The 18,037-nt window shown below is 71.7% G+C and carries 17 protein-coding genes and 1 pseudogene; 7 read left to right on the top strand and 11 right to left on the bottom strand.

Annotated elements, in window-relative coordinates; all coding sequences use genetic code 11:
- The first annotated feature begins 121 nt into the window (after nucleotides 1-121).
- Nucleotides 122-535 carry a hypothetical protein gene (locus tag ACRWND_RS23150; protein ID WP_431952441.1) on the top strand — a complete coding sequence of 138 codons (414 nt, stop codon included), beginning with the start codon at nucleotides 122-124 and terminating at the stop codon, nucleotides 533-535.
- Between the two features lie 30 nt (nucleotides 536-565).
- The gene (locus ACRWND_RS23145) at nucleotides 566-1,303 is read left to right on the top strand and encodes a nucleotidyltransferase family protein (protein ID WP_431952439.1); all 738 of its coding nucleotides are present in this window, start codon (nucleotides 566-568) and stop codon (nucleotides 1,301-1,303) included.
- A gap of 180 nt (nucleotides 1,304-1,483) precedes the next feature.
- On the opposite strand, the gene ACRWND_RS23140 is transcribed toward ACRWND_RS23145, so the two are convergent.
- From ACRWND_RS23140 to ACRWND_RS23115, 6 genes are all read right to left on the bottom strand, one after another.
- The gene (locus tag ACRWND_RS23140; RefSeq protein ID WP_431952437.1) at nucleotides 1,484-3,199 is read right to left on the bottom strand and encodes a DoxX family protein; all 1,716 of its coding nucleotides are present in this window, start codon (nucleotides 3,197-3,199) and stop codon (nucleotides 1,484-1,486) included.
- Between the two features lie 150 nt (nucleotides 3,200-3,349).
- On the bottom strand, nucleotides 3,350-4,306 hold the full coding sequence (rlmB, locus tag ACRWND_RS23135; protein ID WP_431952435.1) for a 23S rRNA (guanosine(2251)-2'-O)-methyltransferase RlmB: 957 nt from the start codon (nucleotides 4,304-4,306) through the stop codon (nucleotides 3,350-3,352).
- Between the two features lie 76 nt (nucleotides 4,307-4,382).
- A complete protein-coding gene (gene cysS / locus ACRWND_RS23130) occupies nucleotides 4,383-5,777 on the bottom strand; it encodes a cysteine--tRNA ligase (RefSeq protein WP_431952433.1) in 1,395 nt (464 codons plus the stop codon).
- Nucleotides 5,778-5,954: 177 nt separating this feature from the next.
- Entirely contained in the window at nucleotides 5,955-6,479 is a 525-nt protein-coding gene (gene ispF, locus ACRWND_RS23125; protein WP_431952431.1) for a 2-C-methyl-D-erythritol 2,4-cyclodiphosphate synthase, read from the bottom strand.
- Nucleotides 6,469-7,200: a 2-C-methyl-D-erythritol 4-phosphate cytidylyltransferase gene (gene ispD / locus ACRWND_RS23120; protein ID WP_431952445.1), complete on the bottom strand. Its 732-nt coding sequence runs from the start codon at nucleotides 7,198-7,200 to the stop codon at nucleotides 6,469-6,471. The genes ispF and ispD overlap by 11 nt, the downstream gene beginning before the upstream one ends.
- Before the next feature lie 221 nt (nucleotides 7,201-7,421).
- The gene (locus ACRWND_RS23115; RefSeq protein ID WP_018559600.1) at nucleotides 7,422-7,904 is read right to left on the bottom strand and encodes a CarD family transcriptional regulator; all 483 of its coding nucleotides are present in this window, start codon (nucleotides 7,902-7,904) and stop codon (nucleotides 7,422-7,424) included.
- A gap of 666 nt (nucleotides 7,905-8,570) precedes the next feature.
- Between ACRWND_RS23115 and ACRWND_RS23110 the strand changes: the two genes are divergently transcribed.
- On the top strand, nucleotides 8,571-9,158 hold the full coding sequence (locus ACRWND_RS23110; RefSeq protein ID WP_431952428.1) for a DUF461 domain-containing protein: 588 nt from the start codon (nucleotides 8,571-8,573) through the stop codon (nucleotides 9,156-9,158).
- Nucleotides 9,159-9,252: 94 nt separating this feature from the next.
- Here the strand turns inward: ACRWND_RS23110 and ACRWND_RS23105 are convergent, their stop codons facing one another.
- On the bottom strand, nucleotides 9,253-9,933 hold the full coding sequence (locus ACRWND_RS23105; protein ID WP_431952426.1) for a winged helix-turn-helix domain-containing protein: 681 nt from the start codon (nucleotides 9,931-9,933) through the stop codon (nucleotides 9,253-9,255).
- Nucleotides 9,930-11,243, bottom strand: coding sequence for a sensor histidine kinase (locus ACRWND_RS23100; RefSeq protein WP_431952424.1), 1,314 nt, complete (start codon nucleotides 11,241-11,243; stop codon nucleotides 9,930-9,932). Before ACRWND_RS23100 ends, ACRWND_RS23105 begins: the two co-directional genes overlap by 4 nt.
- Before the next feature lie 206 nt (nucleotides 11,244-11,449).
- On the opposite strand from ACRWND_RS23100, the gene phoU reads away from it, so the two are divergent.
- Nucleotides 11,450-12,130, top strand: coding sequence for a phosphate signaling complex protein PhoU (gene phoU / locus ACRWND_RS23095; protein ID WP_431952422.1), 681 nt, complete (start codon nucleotides 11,450-11,452; stop codon nucleotides 12,128-12,130).
- Nucleotides 12,131-12,636: 506 nt separating this feature from the next.
- Here phoU and ACRWND_RS23090 read toward each other — a convergent pair.
- Nucleotides 12,637-13,116, bottom strand: a complete 480-nt coding sequence (locus ACRWND_RS23090; protein WP_431952420.1) for a VOC family protein — start codon at nucleotides 13,114-13,116, stop codon at nucleotides 12,637-12,639.
- Nucleotides 13,117-13,319: 203 nt separating this feature from the next.
- On the opposite strand from ACRWND_RS23090, the pseudogene ACRWND_RS23085 reads away from it, so the two are divergent.
- Nucleotides 13,320-14,077 (top strand): annotated as a pseudogene (locus ACRWND_RS23085) (CDP-alcohol phosphatidyltransferase family protein).
- A 41-nt stretch (nucleotides 14,078-14,118) separates the two neighbouring features.
- On the opposite strand, the gene ACRWND_RS23080 reads toward ACRWND_RS23085, so the two are convergent.
- Nucleotides 14,119-14,760, bottom strand: coding sequence for a methyltransferase domain-containing protein (locus tag ACRWND_RS23080; RefSeq protein WP_431952418.1), 642 nt, complete (start codon nucleotides 14,758-14,760; stop codon nucleotides 14,119-14,121).
- Nucleotides 14,761-15,298: 538 nt separating this feature from the next.
- On the opposite strand from ACRWND_RS23080, the gene ACRWND_RS23075 reads away from it, so the two are divergent.
- Nucleotides 15,299-15,793: a YfbM family protein gene (locus ACRWND_RS23075; protein WP_431952443.1), complete on the top strand. Its 495-nt coding sequence runs from the start codon at nucleotides 15,299-15,301 to the stop codon at nucleotides 15,791-15,793.
- A 400-nt stretch (nucleotides 15,794-16,193) separates the two neighbouring features.
- Complete coding sequence (locus tag ACRWND_RS23070) at nucleotides 16,194-16,790, top strand: hypothetical protein (protein WP_431952416.1); 597 nt, start codon at nucleotides 16,194-16,196, stop codon at nucleotides 16,788-16,790.
- Between the two features lie 435 nt (nucleotides 16,791-17,225).
- Here the strand turns inward: ACRWND_RS23070 and ACRWND_RS23065 are convergent, their stop codons facing one another.
- Nucleotides 17,226-17,987, bottom strand: a complete 762-nt coding sequence (locus ACRWND_RS23065) for a phosphoglyceromutase (protein WP_431952414.1) — start codon at nucleotides 17,985-17,987, stop codon at nucleotides 17,226-17,228.
- Nucleotides 17,988-18,037 lie beyond the last annotated feature (50 nt).

Here is an 18,037-nt window from a genome sequence, read left to right as displayed (position 1 = left end):
GGTCATACGACAGTGTTTCGACCATGTTCGTCAATGCGGCCGCACGAGATCAAGAGGCACCTATCACTCATCAGAGTGGCTAAATGTCGCCAAATCATCACTCCTCGCTACCATCACTGCCGTGAACCAGGTAGCCCGCCACATCGGCAAGTCACTCGCTCTCGTCCTCCCCGTCGTCCTCGTGCTCTCCGGCACCCTCGCCGTCACCCGCGTCCCGTGGGCCACTTCGGCGTCCGAGGCCCAGGTCCTCACCGCCTCGCACCAGAAGAAGGCGGCGTCCGAGAGGTCGGCCCCGCAGGAGGTGCTCCGTCGCAAGCTGCTGGGCGAACTGCGGGAGAAGAACCCCGGCATCGCCCTGACGCATCTGCAGCGGGAGATGGCGGAGCGGCCCTCGCTGGCGCAGTACTGCGGCTCGATCGCCCGGTCCCTGGGGCGCGCCGCGGTCGCCAAGTACGGTTCGGTGCACCGCGCGCAGGCGTGGTCCCGGCCGGTCTGCGACACCGCCTTCGCGACAGGCGTGGCCTCGGTCGGATGACCCGTCGCGCGGGTCGCGTAGGGTGCGCCCATGACCGGCACGCCCGCGCCCTCCCAGACGGTGACCCAGGCCGTCCTCCTCGCCGGAGGACAGGGGTCCCGCCTGAGGCCCTACACCGACACCCGCCCCAAGCCGATGATCGAGATCCCCGGGACCGGGATCCCGATCATCGGCCATCAACTCGCCTGGCTGGCCGCCGAGGGCGTCACCGACGCCGTGATCTCGTGCGGCCATCTCGCTGAGGTCCTCCAGGAGTGGCTCGACGGCGCGGCGGCCGATCTGCCGCTGCGGGTCACCACGGTCGTCGAGCATGAACCGCTGGGCCGCGGTGGCGGCTTGAGGTACGCCGCCGCCCGCCTGCCCCGGCCGCAGGAGGCCTGGTACGCCACCAACGGCGACATCTGGACGCGGTTCTCCCTGCGGGAGATGGCCGCCTTCCACGTCGAGCGGGCCGCGGTCGCCACGCTGGCGCTGGCCCGTCCCCGCATCCCGTGGGGAGCCGTGGAGACCGACGAGTTCGGCCATGTACTGGACTTCGTCGAGGCCCCGCTCTCGCCCTTCCTCGTCAACGCGGGCGTCTACGTCTTCTCCCCCGAGTTCACCGGGCTGCTCCCGGAACGCGGCGACCACGAGCGCACGACGTTCCCCCGACTCGCCCGGGAGCGGCGGCTCGCGGGCTTCCCGCTGCCCCAGGGCGCGTACTGGCGGGCCATCGACACCGCCAAGGACCTCTCCGAGGCCGCGAAGGAACTCGCCTCCCGGTCCTGAGCGCGACCCACCGCGGGCCGCCGGCCTCCGCCCCACCCCCGGGCCCCCTGGGCACCCGCCGGGCCGCGAAGGCGCACAGCGGCCGCCACAGGGCCGAGACGACGTGTGACGGAACGGACAGGAAGAGGCGGCCGGAGGAAGGAATCCTCCGGCCGCCTCTTCCCGTGCGCGGTACGGGCGTTACATGACCTTCCCCGGACCGCCCCGCTCCGGGGCGCCGAGCAGCCAGCCGGAGGTCTCTCCGCTGCCCAGCAGCCCGCCGAGCGCGCCGCCGGTCTCGGAGGAACCGCCGCCGTTTCCGCCACCGCCGTTGCCGCCGCCCTGGGGGGGCGGGTCGCTGGGCAGTGTGGGGCGGGAGGGGGCGGACGGCACGGTCTGCACGGGCTGTCCGCCCGTTCCCCCGCCGGTGCCGCCTGCTCCGCCGGTGCCGGTGCCCGCCCCGGTCCCGGTGCCACTGCGGGACGAGGAGGAGCCGGGACGCGACTGCCTGGCGTTCGGCGCCGAGGACGTCGCCCCCGGGGCCGACGGCGATGCCGAGGGAGAGGACGAGGGACTGCCGGAACGGCCCGCCGAGGGAGCCGTGGTGGGCCGGGCGGACTTCTTGCCGGGCGCCTCGGGCAGCGGCGAGCCCTCCAGGTTGTTGGTGGGCAGATCGGTCGGGGCGGGAAGCTGGGACCGCGGGGTGGTGGAGCGCACGGCGGTACCGAGGGTGGCGCCGACCACGAGCGAGATGCCGGTCAGCACCGTGGCCAGCACCGCGCCGCGGCGCAGTACCCGGCGCCGCAACTCCCCGAGCGGCGCGCGCGGGCCGAGCTTGCGCCAGGCCTCGCTCGCCAGCCGTCCGTCGGCGGAGTAGACCGGCGCTCCCGCGATGACCAGGGGGCTCCAGGCAGCGAGCAGGATGATGTCGGGCGTGTCGTACACCGGGTGGGTGCGCCAGCTCACGGTCACCAGCAGCGCCGCCGACAGCAGGGCGCCGATCGACGCCGCGAACCGCTGCCAGAGCCCGAAGACCGTCAGCACACCGGCGATGACCTGCAGGAAGGCGACGGTCAGCCCGGCGCCGATGGGGTGCGCGAGGGCAAGGTCGCGCAGCGGCTCCGCCAGACCCCACGGGTGGAGCGAGCCGAGCCAGGTGACCATCGAACCGCGCTTGCCGCCGTCGAAGTAGACGGGGTCGCAGAGCTTGCCCATGCCGGCGTAGATGGAGATGAAGCCGAGGAAGATGCGCAGCGGCAGCAGCACGATGCCGAGGTTCATCCGACGCCCGGGGTAGTAGGCGTGCCGGATGGGATCGGCCCGCTCCCGGTTGCGGCCGCGGCCGTACTCCTCGTTCGGCCCCTCGTACGGGTCGGCGTCCGGGTCGTCGCCGACGGGGGCGGTGCGAGGCGCGGTGTACGCGAACTCGTCGGTGTCCTCGGGATCGCGGCGGCCGCCGTAGGCGCCGCGCGCGGGGCGGGGGCCGCCGAGCATCTCGCCGGGCGCGGGCGGCCGGCGGGGCGGGCCGACGACGGGCTGCGGCGGCTCCTCGATCCGCGGCAGCACCTGGGTCGCGGCGCCGAGGTCGGGGCCGTCCGTCTGACCGTGCCGCACCGCGGCGAGCAGCTGGGTGGCGGCGGCGTCGCCGGGTTCGCTGCGCCCGGACCACACCAGGGGCGCGCCGCGCCGCCGCGCGGCGGCGGAGGGGCGGACGGACGTCGGGATGACGGGGACGCGCTGGGTCCTCGTCAGGGCTCGGCCCGACGTAGCGCCGAGCTGCACGCGGAAGCTGGCGTGGTTGACGATGACCTGGGCCGGGTCGGAGGAGACTTTGAGCATGTTGAGAACAGGCTCGTCGGTGATCGACGACGACCGTCCCCCCGGAGGAGTGCGGGGTGTTCTGGTGTCCACACTCATCTAACCGAGTGACACCCGATAAGGACACTGTGTGACGGGCCCCGTTGTGTCCGAGGCCCGTCAACCAGGGGTTCCCCGCCCGATGCGCGCGGGGGCGTGTGCCCATGCGCACGCGGGGGCGCCTGCCCGTTCCCCGGGCTGCGGGCGCGGTCAGGCCCGGCGGCGCGACGCCTCGTAGAGCACGATGCCTGCGGCGACACCGGCGTTCAGCGATTCCGCGCCGCCCGGCATCGGGATGCGCACCCGCAGATCGCAGGTCTCGCCGACGAGCCGGGACAGGCCCTTGCCCTCCGAGCCCGCCACGATGACGACCGGTCCGGCCAGCGCCTCGAGGTCGTGCAGTTCCACCTCGCCGTCGGCGGCCAGGCCGACGACCGTCAGCCCCGCCTTCTGGTAGGCCTCCAGCGTCCGGGTGAGGTTGGTGGCACGGGCCACCTGGACCTGGGCGGCGGTGCCGGCCGAGGTCTTCCAGGCGCCCGCGGTCATCCCGGCGGCGCGGCGCTCGGGCACGACGACCCCGTGGCCCCCGAAGGCGGCGACGGAACGGACGACGGCGCCGAGGTTGCGCGGGTCGGTGACCCCGTCGAGCGCGACGATCAGCGGGTCCTCGCCCGCGTCGGAGGCCTCGGCGGCGAGGTCCTCGGGGTGGGCGTACTCGTAGGGCGGGATCTGCAGCACCAGGCCCTGGTGGTTGAGCCCGTTGGTGATGCGGTCCAGCTCGGGCCGCGGGGCCTCCATGAGCGGGATGCCGCGGTCGGTGGCGAGCTTGATCGCCTCGCGCACGCGCTCGTCGTTGTCGATGAACTGCTGGACGTAGACGGCCGACGCCGGGATGTCGGCGCGCAGCGCCTCGACCACGGGGTTGCGCCCGGCCACCAGCTCGGCGGTCGACTTGGCGCCCCGGCCCGAGGGACGGCGCGACTGCGTGGACGCGGTGCGCCGCGCCCGGGCGTTGGCGGCCCGCTGCTTGGCGTGCCCCTTGCGCGCCTCCGCGGGCGGGGTGGGGCCCTTTCCCTCCAGGGCCCTGCGCCGCTGCCCGCCGCTACCCACCGTCGCGCCCTTCTTGTTGGACGTGCGGCGGTTCCTGCGCTGGCTGTTGCCGGCCATGGGTCACCTGTTTCCTGCTGCTGTTGCTGCTACTGCGTGAACGTACGTACGTGTCAATGATGACGCGGGCGCCGGGCTACCGGGAGCCGAGCGTCCAGCGCGGGCCCGAGGAGGTGTCCTCGATCTCCAGCCCGGACTGCTGGAGCCGGTCGCGGATGGCGTCGGCGGTCGCGTAGTCCTTGCGGCCGCGGGCCGACTCCCGCTGCTCCAGCACCAGCCGGACGAGGGAGTCCACCACCCCGTGCAGGTCCTCGCCGCTGCCGTCGCCGGCCCAGTGCGGGTCCAGCGGGTCAAGGCCCAGGACGCCGAGCATCGCGCGCACCTCGGCGAGGCGGGCGACGGCGCTGTCCTTGTCGTCGGCGGTGAGCGCCGAGTTGCCCTGCCGGACGGTGGTGTGGACGATCGCCAGCGCCTGGGGGACGCCCATGTCGTCGTCCATCGCCTCGGCGAAGGCGGGCGGCACCTCGGCGGCCGGCTCGACCGGGCCGGCCATCTCGACGACCCGCTGCACGAAGCCCTCGATGCGCGAGAACGCCGACTCGGCCTCCCGCAGCGACTCCTCGCTGTACTCGATCATCGAGCGGTAGTGCGGGGTGCCGAGGTAGTAGCGCAGCACGATGGGCCGCCAGCGCTTGGTCATCTCGGCCACGAGGACCGAGTTGCCGAGCGACTTGCTCATCTTCTCGCCGCTCATCGTGACCCAGGCGTTGTGCACCCAGTACCGCGCGAACTCGTCGCCGAAGGCCTTGGCCTGGGCGATCTCGTTCTCGTGGTGCGGGAAGATCAGGTCGATGCCGCCGCCGTGGATGTCGAAGGCGGCGCCCAGGTACTTGTGGGCCATCGCGGAGCACTCCAGGTGCCAGCCGGGGCGGCCGCGGCCCCACGGGGTCTCCCAGGACGGCTCGCCGGGCTTGGCGGCCTTCCACATCGCGAAGTCGCGCGGGTCGCGCTTTCCGGTCTCGCCCTCGCTCTCCGGCTGGCGCAGGTTGCCGAGCTCCTGGTTGGACAGCTGCAGGTAGTCCGGGAAGGAGTGGACGTCGAAGTAGACGTTGCCCTCGGACTCGTAGGCGTGGCCGCGCTCGATGAGGCCGCGCATCATCTCGATCATCTCGGGCACGTGGCCGGTGGCGCGCGGCTCGTAGGTGGGCGGCAGGCAGCCGAGCGCGTCGTAGCCGTCGTTGAAGGCCCGCTCGTTCTCGTAGCCGATCGCCCACCAGGGGCGGCCCTGCTCGCCGGACTTGGCGATGATCTTGTCGTCGATGTCGGTGACGTTGCGGACGAACGTCACGTCGTAGCCGCGGTAGGCGAACCAGCGGCGCATGATGTCGAAGTTCAGGCCGGACCTGATGTGCCCGATGTGCGGCGCTGCCTGCACGGTCGCGCCGCACAGGTAGATCGAGACGCAGCCCGGCCGGAGCGGGGTGAAGTCACGGACCTGGCGCGCGTCGGTGTCGTACAGGCGAATAGTCACGCATCAAGCCTAGTGGCCCCGGGTGTGTGCGCCGTCCGTTCCGGGCCGGTTTCACGGTGTCGTGACCTGCGCGCCCCCGTGGCACCGGCCGCCGGGGCGGCCGGGGGGCCCGCGCTTCACCCGTACGGCGGAATGCGCGGCTCTGCGGACGCGCGGTCAAGTGCCGTGCGCCACCGGTCACTTCGTGCGGCGGACCACCAGCGCGGTCGCCACGGCCGCCAGTCCCTCGCCGCGCCCGGTGAAGCCCAGGCCGTCGGTCGTTGCGCCGGAGACCGCCACCGGGGCGCCCACCGCGGAGGAGAGGATCTTCTGGGCCTCCTCACGCCGCTTGCCGATCTTGGGCCGCGGGCCGATGACCTGGACGGCCACATTGCCGATGTCGTAACCCGCCTCCCGGACGATCCGAGCCGCCTCCGTGAGCAAGGTCACACCGGAGGCCCCCGACCACTGCGGGCGGCCGGTGCCGAAGTGGGCGCCGAGGTCGCCCATGCCGGCGGCGGAGAACAGCGCGTTGCAGGCGGCGTGCGCGACGACGTCGGCGTCGGAGTGCCCGGCCAGGCCGTCCCCCTCGCCCTCCCAGAGCAGGCCGGCGACCCACAGGTCGCGGCCCTCCTCGAAGGCGTGGATGTCGGTGCCGATACCCACCTGGGGCAGCACCGGCATGTGCGGGGCCCGGGTGTCGGCGGTCGGCTCAGTAGTCATCGGCGGCCCTCCTGCGGGCGAGCACGGCCTCGGCGAGGACGAGGTCCAGCGGGCGGGTGACCTTGAAGGCCTCCTCGTGGCCCGGCACGACCGACACCGGCACGCCGAGCTGCTCCACCATGCTCGCGTCGTCCGTGACGGCGCCGGTGACCGCGGCGTGCGCCTTGAGCAGGGTCGCCCGGTCGAAGCCCTGGGGGGTCTGGACGGCGCGCAGCAGCGAGCGGTCCGGGGTACCGACGACGGCGTCGGTGGCCGGGTCGATCTCCTTGACCGTGTCGGCGAGCGGCAGCCCCGGCACGACGGCCGGAGCGCCCTCGCGCACGGCGGCGGCGACGGCCTCGACCAGGTCGACCGGCACCAGGGGGCGGGCGGCGTCATGGACGAGCACCACGTCGACCTCGTCCGGCAGCGCGGCGAGGCCGAGCCGTACCGATTCCTGCCGGCTCTCGCCGCCGGCGACGACCTTTATGTCCTTCGCCTCGGGCAGGCCGTGGCTGCCGAGCAGCGCCCTGACCTCGGCGACGCCGTCGGGGGGCGCCACCACGACGACCAGTGCCACCGCGCGGACGCGGATCATGGCACGCACCGCGTGCACGAGGATGGGAACGCCGCCCAGGGTGCGCAGCGCCTTGGGCGCACCGGGGCCGAGCCGGACTCCGCGTCCGGCGGCGGGAATGACTGCCGCGGTAGTCAGGTTTGTGTCCTTGGCCGAAATGGGTATCGCCTCAACGTGCCGGGCGCGCAGCCCCTGTCGGACCCTTCCGTGACACCGACAGGGCCGGCTGCCCGGGCCCGGCTACCAGTATGCAGGGGGAGACGACGCGGATACGAAGACGAGGGGGCCCTCGGCGTCGTCGAAGTGACAGGCCACCGTGACGGCACCCCGGCATGCCGCAGTGCCCGGCGTGCGAGACGCACCGGGCACTACGGCGGAATTCCGCGTCAGGACGCGAGAACCTCGTCAAGGAGGGTCTCGGCCTTGTCCTCGTTGGTGTTCTCCGCGAGCGCGAGCTCACTGACCAGGATCTGGCGGGCCTTGGCGAGCATGCGCTTCTCCCCGGCCGACAGCCCGCGCTCCCGCTCGCGGCGCCACAGGTCGCGCACGACTTCCGCGACCTTGATGACGTCGCCGGAGGCGAGCTTCTCCAGATTTGCCTTGTAGCGGCGGGACCAGTTGGTGGGCTCCTCGGTGTACGGTGCGCGCAGCACCTCGAAGACCCGGTCCAGCCCTTCCTGACCGACCACGTCGCGCACGCCGACGAACTCCGCATTGTCCGCGGGCACGCGTACCGTCAAGTCGCCCTGGGCGACCTTGAGCACCAAGTAGGTCTTGTCCACGCCTTTGATCTGGCGAGTTTCGATGGCCTCGATCAGCGCGGCCCCGTGATGGGGATAGACCACGGTGTCGCCAACCTTGAACGTCATGTGACAGGTACCCCTTCCGTGGCTATCCAGGGTAACACGGGGACGGCTGGTTCTGAATGACGTTTTCGCAGGTCAGGGCATATCTCGGGGCTTGACAAGTGTGACCGGAACGTGCTGCGAGGGGGGAGCGGAGGGCGGAATTCGCAGGTCGGAGCGGGTGCCGAGGGGCCCTGAAACACCCCCGTCACACCCCGCGGACGACCGGGAAGACAGGAGGAACATCCCGATTTGTCGCTCTCTTGCGGGGGGTCGGTCGCTACTCCGTTCGGCCGCCACGGGCTTGCCGCGATCCATTTTCACACCGCGCCGGATTTCCGTCCGCGGGATGAACAAGAAATGGATCTTGCCGGTGTGGCGAGAATCGTTCGGAGGAATCCCGGAATGGATTCCGCCGTGGTCATGCCCGTTCGTCCGGATACCCCGCCCAGGCCCCGCGGGAACGCCGCAGGACCCCGCAGGAACGCCCCCGGGGCGCGCGGACGCCTCCGGGGACACCGGGCGGGACACCCGGGCGGGTGAAGACCCGGCCCGGCGGGGGGTGGGCCGGTGCGGGCGGGCCGAAGGGGCTCGGTAACCTAATCCAGCACCAGGTAAGCCGTAAGTCCCGTACGTCCGCACCTCTGTACCTCCGTACTCCGCTACCCCGCCCAAGGAGATGCCGCCGCCGTGAGCAGCAGCCTTCGACGCGGCGCCCTCGCCGCCGCCCTCACCCTCTCGCTCTTCCCGCTCGCCGCCTGCGCCGCCGGGAACCACGCGGAGACGCTGCGCGTCAGGCCGGACAACGCCGCGACCAGCGTCGGCGACATCGAGATCCAGAACGCCGTGGTGCTCACCCAGGCCACCTCCGACGGCAACTCCTCGGTCACGGCCAAGATCTTCAACAACGGCGACGACGAGCAGACCCTGGAGTCGGTGAAGGTCGGCTCCCTGGACGCCGAACTGTCCGGCCCGATCAAGCTGCCCGCCCACGGCTCCGTGCTGCTCGGCGGCGAGGGGAACCCGTCCGCCGTCTTCAAGGGCGGCTCCGAGAGCAAGAACGACGGCGACTTCAAGGACATCGTCTTCGACTTCAGCAAGACCGGCGAGGTCACCCTGCCGAGCCTGGCGCTGCCCGCCGCCGGCTACTACACCTCCTTCGGGCCGAGCGAGAAGGCCTCGCCCACCGAAACGGAGAGCCCCGAGTCGCCCACCACCGAAGGCGCCACGGCCTCGCCGACCGCGACGGAGAAGATCACCGAGTCGCCCACCGGCTGAGGCACCCCGGCACAGGAAAGGGGCCCCGGGAGCGCTGCGCTCCTGGGGCCCCTTCACATCCGGCGGCCGCGCGTGCGGGCGCGGCCGGTCCGGTCTACGGCTCGAACTTGTAGCCCAGGCCGCGCACCGTCACCAGGTAGCGCGGCGCGCCCGGGTCCGGCTCGATCTTCGCGCGGAGCCGCTTGACGTGGACGTCGAGGGTCTTGGTGTCGCCGACGTAGTCGGCGCCCCAGACCCGGTCGATGAGCTGCATGCGGGTGAGGACGCGGCCCGCGTTGCGCAGCAGCATCTCCAGGAGGTCGAACTCCTTGAGCGGCAGGTCCACCTTGCCGCCGCCCACCGTGACGACGTGCCGGTCGACGTCCATGCGGACCGGGCCGGCCTCCAGCGCCGCGGGCGAGACCTCCTCGGGCTCGCCGCGGCGGCGCAGCACGGCGCGGATGCGGGCGACCAGCTCGCGCGAGGAGTAGGGCTTGGTGACGTAGTCGTCCGCTCCTATCTCGAGACCGACGACCTTGTCGATCTCGCTGTCCTTGGCGGTGACCATGATCACCGGGACGGCGGACTTCAGCCGCAGCTGACGGCAGACCTCCGTGCCGGGCAGGCCCGGCAGCATCAGGTCGAGCAGGACCAGGTCGGCGCCGTTGCGCTCGAACTCTTCCAGCGCGTCGGGCCCGGTCGGCGCGATGGCGACCTCGAAGCCCTCCTTGCGGAGCATGTACGACAGGGCGTCGCTGAAGGACTCTTCGTCCTCGACGACGAGTACTCGGGTCACGGAAGGACCTCCGGGGCGGGGATGTGATCGGGCAACGTCTCATAGAGCGCGGAGGAGGAGCCGGAGCCGGGCCCGGGCTCCCCGTCCTCCGCCGCCACGGCGGTGGAGCGGTCCCGGTCATCCCGGGACACCGCGGCCTCGGGCAGCCGCAGGGTGAAGGTGGAGCCCTGGCCTTCGGCGCTCCACACCGTGACCTCTCCACCGTGGGAGGCGGCCACGTGCTTGACGATGGACAGACCGAGGCCGGTGCCGCCCGTGGCGCGCGAACGCGCCGGGTCGACCCGGTAGAACCGTTCGAAGATGCGGTCCCGGTCCTTTTCCGAGATGCCGATTCCCTGGTCGGTCACGGAGATCTCGATCAGTTCCCCAGAGCCTCCGGCCTGGGAGTTCTTGCCGCCGGGGGCGGCGACCCTGCGGCCCGCGATGCCGACGCGGGTGCGGGCCGGACTGTAGTTGACCGCGTTCTCGACGAGGTTGCCGAGCGCGGCCGCGAGCTGGCTGCGGTTGCCCCAGATGTACATGCCGGGGGCGGCACCGGTGGCCATGGTGATCTGCTTGGCGTTCGCCGGGTGCCGGCAGCGGTCCACGGCCTCGGCGACGAGGTCGTCGACGGCGACCGCCTCCGCGTCGTCGAGGCGGTTGTCGTCCTGGACCCGGGAGAGGTCGATGATCTCCTGGACCAGGCTGGTCAGCCGGGCGGCCTCGATCTGCATCCGGCCCGCGAAGCGCTCGACGGCCTCCGGGTCGTCGCTGGCGTCCATCACCGCTTCGGAGAGCAGCGACAGCGCCCCGACCGGGGTCTTGAGCTCATGGCTGACGTTGGCGACGAAGTCCCGCCGCACGGCCTCGATGCGGCGGGCGTCGGTCAGGTCCTCGACCAGCAGCAGCACCAGGCGCGAGCCCAGTGGCGCCACCCGCGCGGAGACCGCGAGGCCCTCGCCCCGACCGGCGCCCCGGCGGGGCAGGTCCAGTTCCACCTGCCGTATCTCGCCGTCCCGCCGGGTCTCCCGGGCCATCTGCAGCATCTGGTCGACGGCGAGCCTTCCACCGCGGACCAGCCCGAGCGCGTACGCCGCCGAGCTCGCCTTGACCACAGTGTCGCCCTCGTCGAGGACGACGGCCGACGAGCGCAGCACGGACAGCACCGTGTCCACGCCCGGCGGCAGTACGGTCGCGGAGTCGGGCCGCAGGGAGGTTCGTGTGGGGCGGGCCTGTTCCCGCTCGCTCCAGCGGAACGCGAGCACGGCGATCACACCGGTACAGAGCCCGGCGATCGCACTGGCTGCGGCGACTGCCGCGTTCACGTCCATACACCCAGGTTAGGGGGACGAAATGTGTGGCCCCCAGGGTCGGAGCGTCTTCTCGAACACGCGTTGCCAAGAGTTCACCGTGGTGTCAGGACTGGTTCATTCCGGATGCTCGAGCGGTACGCGTGCCCACGCGAGCTTTGAGCGTGTCAGCGTGGGAGGGACAATCCTCTTTTCGCACGGCTGAAGCGGTAACGGGAAGGAATGCGATGCGCGACGCATATCACGAGGAACTCGACGGGGTCGGTGACGGCCTGGTCGACATGGCGCGGCTGGTCGGCTCCGCGATCGGGCGGGCCACCACGGCGCTGCTCGACGCCGACCTGAAGCTCGCGGAGAGCGTGATCGCCGCCGACGAGAAGGTCGACGACCTGCAGCGCGAGCTGGAGAGCCGGGCCATCACCCTGCTCGCCCGCCAGCAGCCCGTCGCGACCGACCTGCGGATCGTCGTCACCAGCCTGCGCATGAGCGCGGACCTGGAGCGCTCCGGCGACCTCGCCCGGCACGTGGCGAAGCTCGCACGACTGCGGTTCCCCAACACCGCCGTGCCGCGCGACCTGCACAGCACGATCCTGGAGATGGGACAGCTGGCGCAGCGCCTGATGGCGAAGGCCGCGGAGGTCATCGTCAGCAAGGACGTCGACGACGCGCTGCAGCTCGAGGCGGACGACGACCGCATGGACGAGCTGCACCGCACGCTCTTCCAGCACCTGCTCGACGACCGCTGGAAGCACGGGATCGAGACGGCCGTGGACGTCACCCTCGTCGGCCGCTACTACGAGCGTTTCGCCGACCACGCGGTCTCGGTCGCCAAGCGCGTCGTCTACCTCGTCACAGGTGAGCACGCGGACGAGCTGAGCCCGCCCCCCACCCCGATGCCGGCGGACTAGCCAGGCCTTGACGGCTGGAGCGGCTGATCAAGGCCGCTCCAGCCGTGGGCGTGCGGCGCGGGACGGCGTTCCGTACGGGCAAGGGCGCGCAGGGCATGCAGGGCGCGCGGGCGGGCGTGTGCACAGGGGCGCGCGCGCCTGTGGGGCGGAACGCTTCCACGCGCCGTTGATGCGCCGGGACGGGGCGCCGTTCACTGGTGGCAGGCATGCAAGCAGCCGTTGCCAACGGCAGAGGAGGGTAACCATGCCCGAGTCCCCCACGTCGTCCACCGCCCGCGATCAGCCGTCCCCCGAGGGGACCCCGCAATCCCCCGGCGTCCGGGAGCTGCCGCTGCTCGCGGCATGCGGCTGCGGATCCGGCTGCGGGTGCGGGTGCCAGTCCGGAGCGCCCTGCCGCTGCGGAGCCAGCTGCTGACCCCAGCGGTTCCCCGCCATCCGCGTTCTTCACTCCCGGGGGTCCGTCCGGATCGTTCCGGACGGACCCCCGTGGGCTGTCCTGCCCCGGCTCACCCTCCGTCGTACGCGCGCCGCAGCGCGGCGAGGTCGAGCTTCTTCATGGAGTACATCGCCTCCGTGGTCCGCCTGGCCTTCGCCGGGTCGGCGTCCCCGATCATCTCGAGCAGCACCTCGGGGAACACCTGCCAGGACACGCCGTACCGGTCCTTCAGCCACCCGCAGGGCCCTTCCTCACCGCCGTCGGTGAGCTTCTCCCAGTAGTAGTCGACCTCGGCCTGGTCGGCGCAGCGGATCTGGAACGAGACCGCCTCGGAGAAGGTGAACATCGGCCCGCCGTTCAGCGCCACGAACTTCTGGCCGTTGGCCGTGAACTCCACGGCCAGCACGGAGCCGGCGGGGCCGGGCCCGGCCTCGTTGTAGCGGCCGATCGTGCCGATGGCGGAGTTCTTGAAGATCGAGACGTAGTGGTTCGCCGCCTCCTCGGCCTTCCCGTCGAACCACAGGCACGTGGTGAAACCGTCGCTGGTCATCGCTGTCTCCTCGCTCCGGACGTATGGGGGCGTCGCTCCGGACGTATGGGCGCGTACCTACTGAAGACGGCCGAAGCGCGGAGAACTCATCGCCGGCCCGCCCGATGTGCCGCCTCGCCGTCCGGGGTCCCCGTCGGGAGCCGGCGGCGCATCCCCTAGCCTGTGCCGATCACGGTGCGTTGATCAGGTGGGAGGGAATGCTCATGACCGCTGCCCCGGCACTGGCGGAGCTGCGCGAGGTCTGCCAGCCGCAGGCGAAACTGCGCAGTCGCAACGGCGAGCACTGGGCGGGCCGCCTCTACATGCGGCGCGTGTCGCTCCGGGTGACCCGGCAGCTGGTGCGCACCCGGGTCTCCCCCGACACGCTGACCTGGACCATGGTCGTCTGCGGTGTCGGCGCGGGAGCCGCCCTGCTCGTACCGGGGCGGCGCTGGCCGCGGTGCTCTTCCAGCTCTTCCTGCTCTTCGACTGCGTGGACGGCGAAGTCGCCCGGTGGAAGGGCCAGAACAGCGCGACCGGCATCTATGTCGACCGCCTCGGCGCCTACCTGGCCGACGCCGCCCTGATGACCGGGGCCGGCTTCCGGGTGGCCCACACCGGGTCCCCGTACTGGGCCGCGGTCGGCCTCGCCACGGCCCTGGGGGTCGTGCTGCTGAAGGCGTCCACCGACCTCGTCGACGTCGCCCGCGCCCGACGGGGCCTCCCGGTCGCCGACGACGAGGCGGCCCGGCCCCGTTCCGCGGGCGTCGCCACCGTCCGCAGGCTCGCCTCCGCCCTCAAGATCCACCGCCTCACCAACGGCATCGAGGCCTCTCTCGTCCTCCTCGCCGCGGCGGTCGCGGACGCCCTGGCCGGCAGCCCCGCCCCGAGCGCCGTGACCCTGGCCGCGCTGGCGGCCGTCACCTGGCTCATGGTCGTCGCCCACCTGGCCTCGATCCTGTCCTCCTCGCGGCTGCGCTGACGGACGTGGGCCCCGTAGGCCGCGCCGTTCGACGGCGGCGGCTAGGAACGGGTCATGAGCAGGTGGCCCCTGCGGAAGCGCTCGTCCGGTCCGGGCTCCCGGAGCATGCGGCCGGTTTCGGTGAAGCCGGCGGCCTCCGCCAGGGCGGCGAGGTCGTCGATGGGCCAGCGGTAGGCCGTCGTCACCTTGTGGTCGAACGCGGCGAGGGGGCCGCCGCCGGATTCGAAGAAGCCCAGCAGGAGGTGGCCGCCCGGAGCCAGGGCCCGGTGGAACTCCTCGAAGTACCGGGGCAGGTCGCCCGGCGGGGTGTGGATGAGGGAGTACCAGGAAACCATGCCGTCCAGCTGGCCGTCGGCGACGGCGTCCAGGGCGTCCATCGAGCCCACGTCGAAGCGGAGTTCCGGATGCGCCTCGCGGGCGAGTCCGATCATCACGGGCGAGAGGTCGACGCCGAACGCCTCCAGCCCCAGGCCCCGCAGGTGCGCGGTGAGGTACCCCGGGCCGCAGCCGAGGTCGGCGACGGTCCTGCCGCCGGCCGCCCGCACGCAGTCGGCGAAGGCCCCGATCAGCGCACGGTCCAGCGGGAGCGAGCGGAGCGAGTCGCTGAACAGGTCGGCGTAGAGGACGGCGACGGCGTCGTAGGCACGGGCCGTCGAGGCGTGGTCGAGGGAGGGGTCGGTCACGGGGGACGACCCTAGGGTCCCGGCCACGGGCGGTAAAGGGTTCCGGCCGGGCGTTGGGGCGTAGGAGCCGGCGAAGCCGAAGGACGGGCCGCGCACGCTAGGGCGACTCGCGGGCAGGGGCCTCGGCGTGCGCCGTCATCCGCCGGCCCCGGCGCGCAATCGGCCACCCACCCGCGCTTGCGACTCACTTCTTGCGACGCTTGCTCGTCCTTCCTCGCTATCGGCTGACCGCGCTTCGTCCAGGGCCCTTGGTGGAGGTGGCAGCGCGAGGTGCCCTTCACCGTCTTGTTCTGGCAACGTCTCCCAGCCGCCGTCGGGCAACCGCATGTGCCTTGCTTCCAGTCGCCCACCGTCGTCCCACCCCAGCAGTCCACCCCGGGGACGTGCAGCAGGGCGCATGGCAAGCGGCCTCAAAGGCACGGGCGCACACCCGGCGTACTTCCTGGGCCCCGCTTTCCGACTGTGTGGGTGGGGTGGTGAGCTGTGTACAGGTGCGGCGGCCGGTGTCAGTGGTCTCACCTAGTCTCCGGCCGTGAGCATGATCGGTGAATACCTGCGCGTCACGGCTACTGAGCTCGACCGAGCGATCCAGGACCCCGACTGGGCCCGGGACCTCGTCGAAGAGGTCCAGGACGCCGAGGAGGAGAGCGAACCGGCACCGCCCGAAGCGCGCCACTTCAGCACGTACAAGACGTGGGACATGCTCCGCTTCCTGCTGTCGCGCGCCGACTTCCCGGTGAACGTGATCCTCGGTGAGGAACCGCTCACCGAGGACGAGGACTGGGGCTACGGTCCTGCGAGGTACCTGCGACCGGAGCGGGTCCGGCTCGCGTGTGAAGCTCTGCGGGCTGTGAGCTATGACCGGCTCCTCAGTGGTGTGGATCCTGCTGAACTGACCGACGCCGAGGTGTATCCGCTCGGATGGAGTGAGCCTGACGCGCTGGAATGGGGGCGTCCCTGGTACGACGGTCTTGCACAGTTCTTCGAGGCCGCTGCCAAGGCCGACGACGCGATGCTGGTCTGGTTGGACTGACAGGCCTGAGCGCCAGAGCCGGCCCGAGACGACAACAAGCCCCCTGCCCCGCGAGGCCGTGGCGCAGGGGGCTGCCAGGTCGCCAAGGACTTCGACTCCCTCGGCGGGGATGCCGGTCGCAGAGCCGCACGGTGTCGGGCCGTCGGGCAGCCACCAAGGAAGATCAAAAGGCATCGACGTCTCGTTGTCAGAACGCATAGGATGCGGCGCTCGATTCGATTGCGATCATGCATAAAGGGGGCACGGGATGCTACTGACGTGCCGGAAGTGTCGGCAGCGTGAAGTCGCTTTCGACGGGATCACCGGGCTGTGTCCGGTCTGCCAGCAGGAGAGCGACGCGTCGAAGCCGGCTCAGCGTCGCGGGCGCAACGACAGGGCGGCGTCGCAGGTCCTGTCCAAGGTGAGTCCCGCCCGGGTCTCGCTGTCGGGCCCCCTGCTGGTGGTGCTGGCCGCTGCCGCGGCAGCCGTCGTGAACGAGGCCGTGCGGTTCTCCGCCGAGCGCACGCAGGCCCACCAGTGGGCCTTGGCCGCCGCCGGCAACGGCTTCGACCGGCAGGCTCTGCACAGCGCACTCGGGACGATCGACACCACGGGCATCGTGCGCTTCGTGGCCTTCGTCGCAGTTCTGCACACCCACCGGCGGTGGGTGCGTGCCGGCCACGCGAACGCCATGTCGCGCTCCGACATCGGGCTGGGATGGCTCAGGGCCCTGCCAGGCGGCAGGGGAGCCGTCGGGATCTACGGCGTGTGGCTCCTGTCGGTTGTCGCCGCGCTCTACATCTCGTTCGTGAGCGATTCCAACCCGCAGACGCCCGACGACTACGAGACCGCGGCGAACATCGACGCCGGCTTCAGCCTGGTCCGCATAATTCTGGCCGTCCTACTGAGCGCATTCACCGTGCAGTTGACCCTGGGGCTGAACAACTTGCTGGCCACGCCGTCGACGGTGGAGGTGGCCGACCTGCCCGCCGAGCCGCAGGCCGTCGGCGAGGAGTGACGCGCCCGGCCTGCCGGAACACCTGGGGCGGGGAAGAGCGAGGGTCCCGCGGCGCATCCCAACGCCTTTCATCCGCGCCGCCTGGATACCGGCGCTTGCCGCAGCCGGAGTGACCCGGTCCCCGCTCACGGCAAGCCGTACGCCCGGTCGTGCGAGAACGGCGTGCACGCACCTCGGCACTTCTACGCCTCCGTTCTCCTGGACGCAGGGGAGAACATCAAGGCGCCGGCCGAGTACCTCGGCCATTCAAGCCTGGGGCCGGCGCTCCGGGTGTACGCACTGCTGCTGCCGTCGAACCACGAACGGACCAGGAAGGCAGTGGCCGGCGTCTTCAGGTCGGCGGCCCGCGCCCATGCGCTCAGAGTCGGCCCCAGAGCTGCAACAAGCCCCCATCCCCGCGGAGAACCCGCAGGTAGGGGGCTTGATCGCGTCGGATTACTTCTTCTTGCCCTGGTTCTTCACGGCCTCGATCGCCGCCGCGGCCGCCTCGGGGTCGAGGTAGCGGCCGCCCGGGGTGACGGGGCGGAAGTCCGCGTCGAGCTCGTAGGCGAGCGGGATGCCGGTGGGGATGTTCAGGCCCGCGATGTCGGCGTCGGAGATGCCGTCGAGGTGCTTGACGAGGGCGCGCAGGCTGTTGCCGTGGGCGGCGACCAGGACGGTGCGGCCGCTGAGGAGGTCCGGGACGATGCCGTCGTACCAGTACGGCAGCATGCGGGTGACGACGTCCTTCAGGCACTCCGTGCGCGGGCGCAGCTCCGGCGGGATGGAGGCGTAGCGCGGGTCGTCGCTCTGGGAGAACTCGCTGCCGTCCTCGAGCGGCGGCGGCGGGGTGTCGTAGGAGCGGCGCCAGAGCATGAACTGCTCCTCGCCGAACTCGGCGAGGGTCTGCGCCTTGTCCTTGCCCTGGAGGGCGCCGTAGTGGCGCTCGTTGAGGCGCCAGCTGCGGTGGACGGGGATCCAGTGCCGGTCGGCGGCCTCGAGGGCCAGCTGCGCCGTGCGGATCGCGCGCTTCTGGAGGGAGGTGTGGACGACGTCGGGGAGGAGTCCGGCGTCCTTCAGCAGCTCGCCGCCCCGGACCGCCTCCTTCTCGCCCTTCTCGTTGAGGTTGACGTCAACCCAGCCGGTGAAGAGGTTCTTCGCGTTCCACTCGCTCTCGCCGTGGCGGAGGAGGATCAGCTTGTAGGGAGCATCTGCCATGGCATGGAGTCTAGAAGAAAACGCTTTGATGCCCTCCGGAGGGCGGATGT

The sequence above is a fragment of the Actinacidiphila sp. bgisy167 genome, assembly GCF_965342175.1.
In the GTDB taxonomy this organism is placed as follows: domain Bacteria; phylum Actinomycetota; class Actinomycetes; order Streptomycetales; family Streptomycetaceae; genus Actinacidiphila.
Note: the sequence above shows the minus strand (reverse complement) of the source record. Positions and strands in the feature narration are given on the sequence as shown.

Coding starts and splice junctions, on each gene's coding strand:
- ACRWND_RS23145 (WP_431952439.1), top strand. CDS start 566: ATGACCGGCACGCCCGCGCCCTCCCAGACGGTGACCCAGGCCGTCCTC.
- ACRWND_RS23140 (WP_431952437.1), bottom strand. CDS start 3,199: ATGAGTGTGGACACCAGAACACCCCGCACTCCTCCGGGGGGACGGTCG.
- rlmB (WP_431952435.1), bottom strand. CDS start 4,306: ATGGCCGGCAACAGCCAGCGCAGGAACCGCCGCACGTCCAACAAGAAG.
- ispF (WP_431952431.1), bottom strand. CDS start 6,479: ATGACTACTGAGCCGACCGCCGACACCCGGGCCCCGCACATGCCGGTG.
- ACRWND_RS23115 (WP_018559600.1), bottom strand. CDS start 7,904: ATGACGTTCAAGGTTGGCGACACCGTGGTCTATCCCCATCACGGGGCC.
- ACRWND_RS23100 (WP_431952424.1), bottom strand. CDS start 11,243: ATGGACGTGAACGCGGCAGTCGCCGCAGCCAGTGCGATCGCCGGGCTC.
- phoU (WP_431952422.1), top strand. CDS start 11,450: ATGCGCGACGCATATCACGAGGAACTCGACGGGGTCGGTGACGGCCTG.
- ACRWND_RS23090 (WP_431952420.1), bottom strand. CDS start 13,116: ATGACCAGCGACGGTTTCACCACGTGCCTGTGGTTCGACGGGAAGGCC.
- ACRWND_RS23075 (WP_431952443.1), top strand. CDS start 15,299: ATGATCGGTGAATACCTGCGCGTCACGGCTACTGAGCTCGACCGAGCG.
- ACRWND_RS23065 (WP_431952414.1), bottom strand. CDS start 17,987: ATGGCAGATGCTCCCTACAAGCTGATCCTCCTCCGCCACGGCGAGAGC.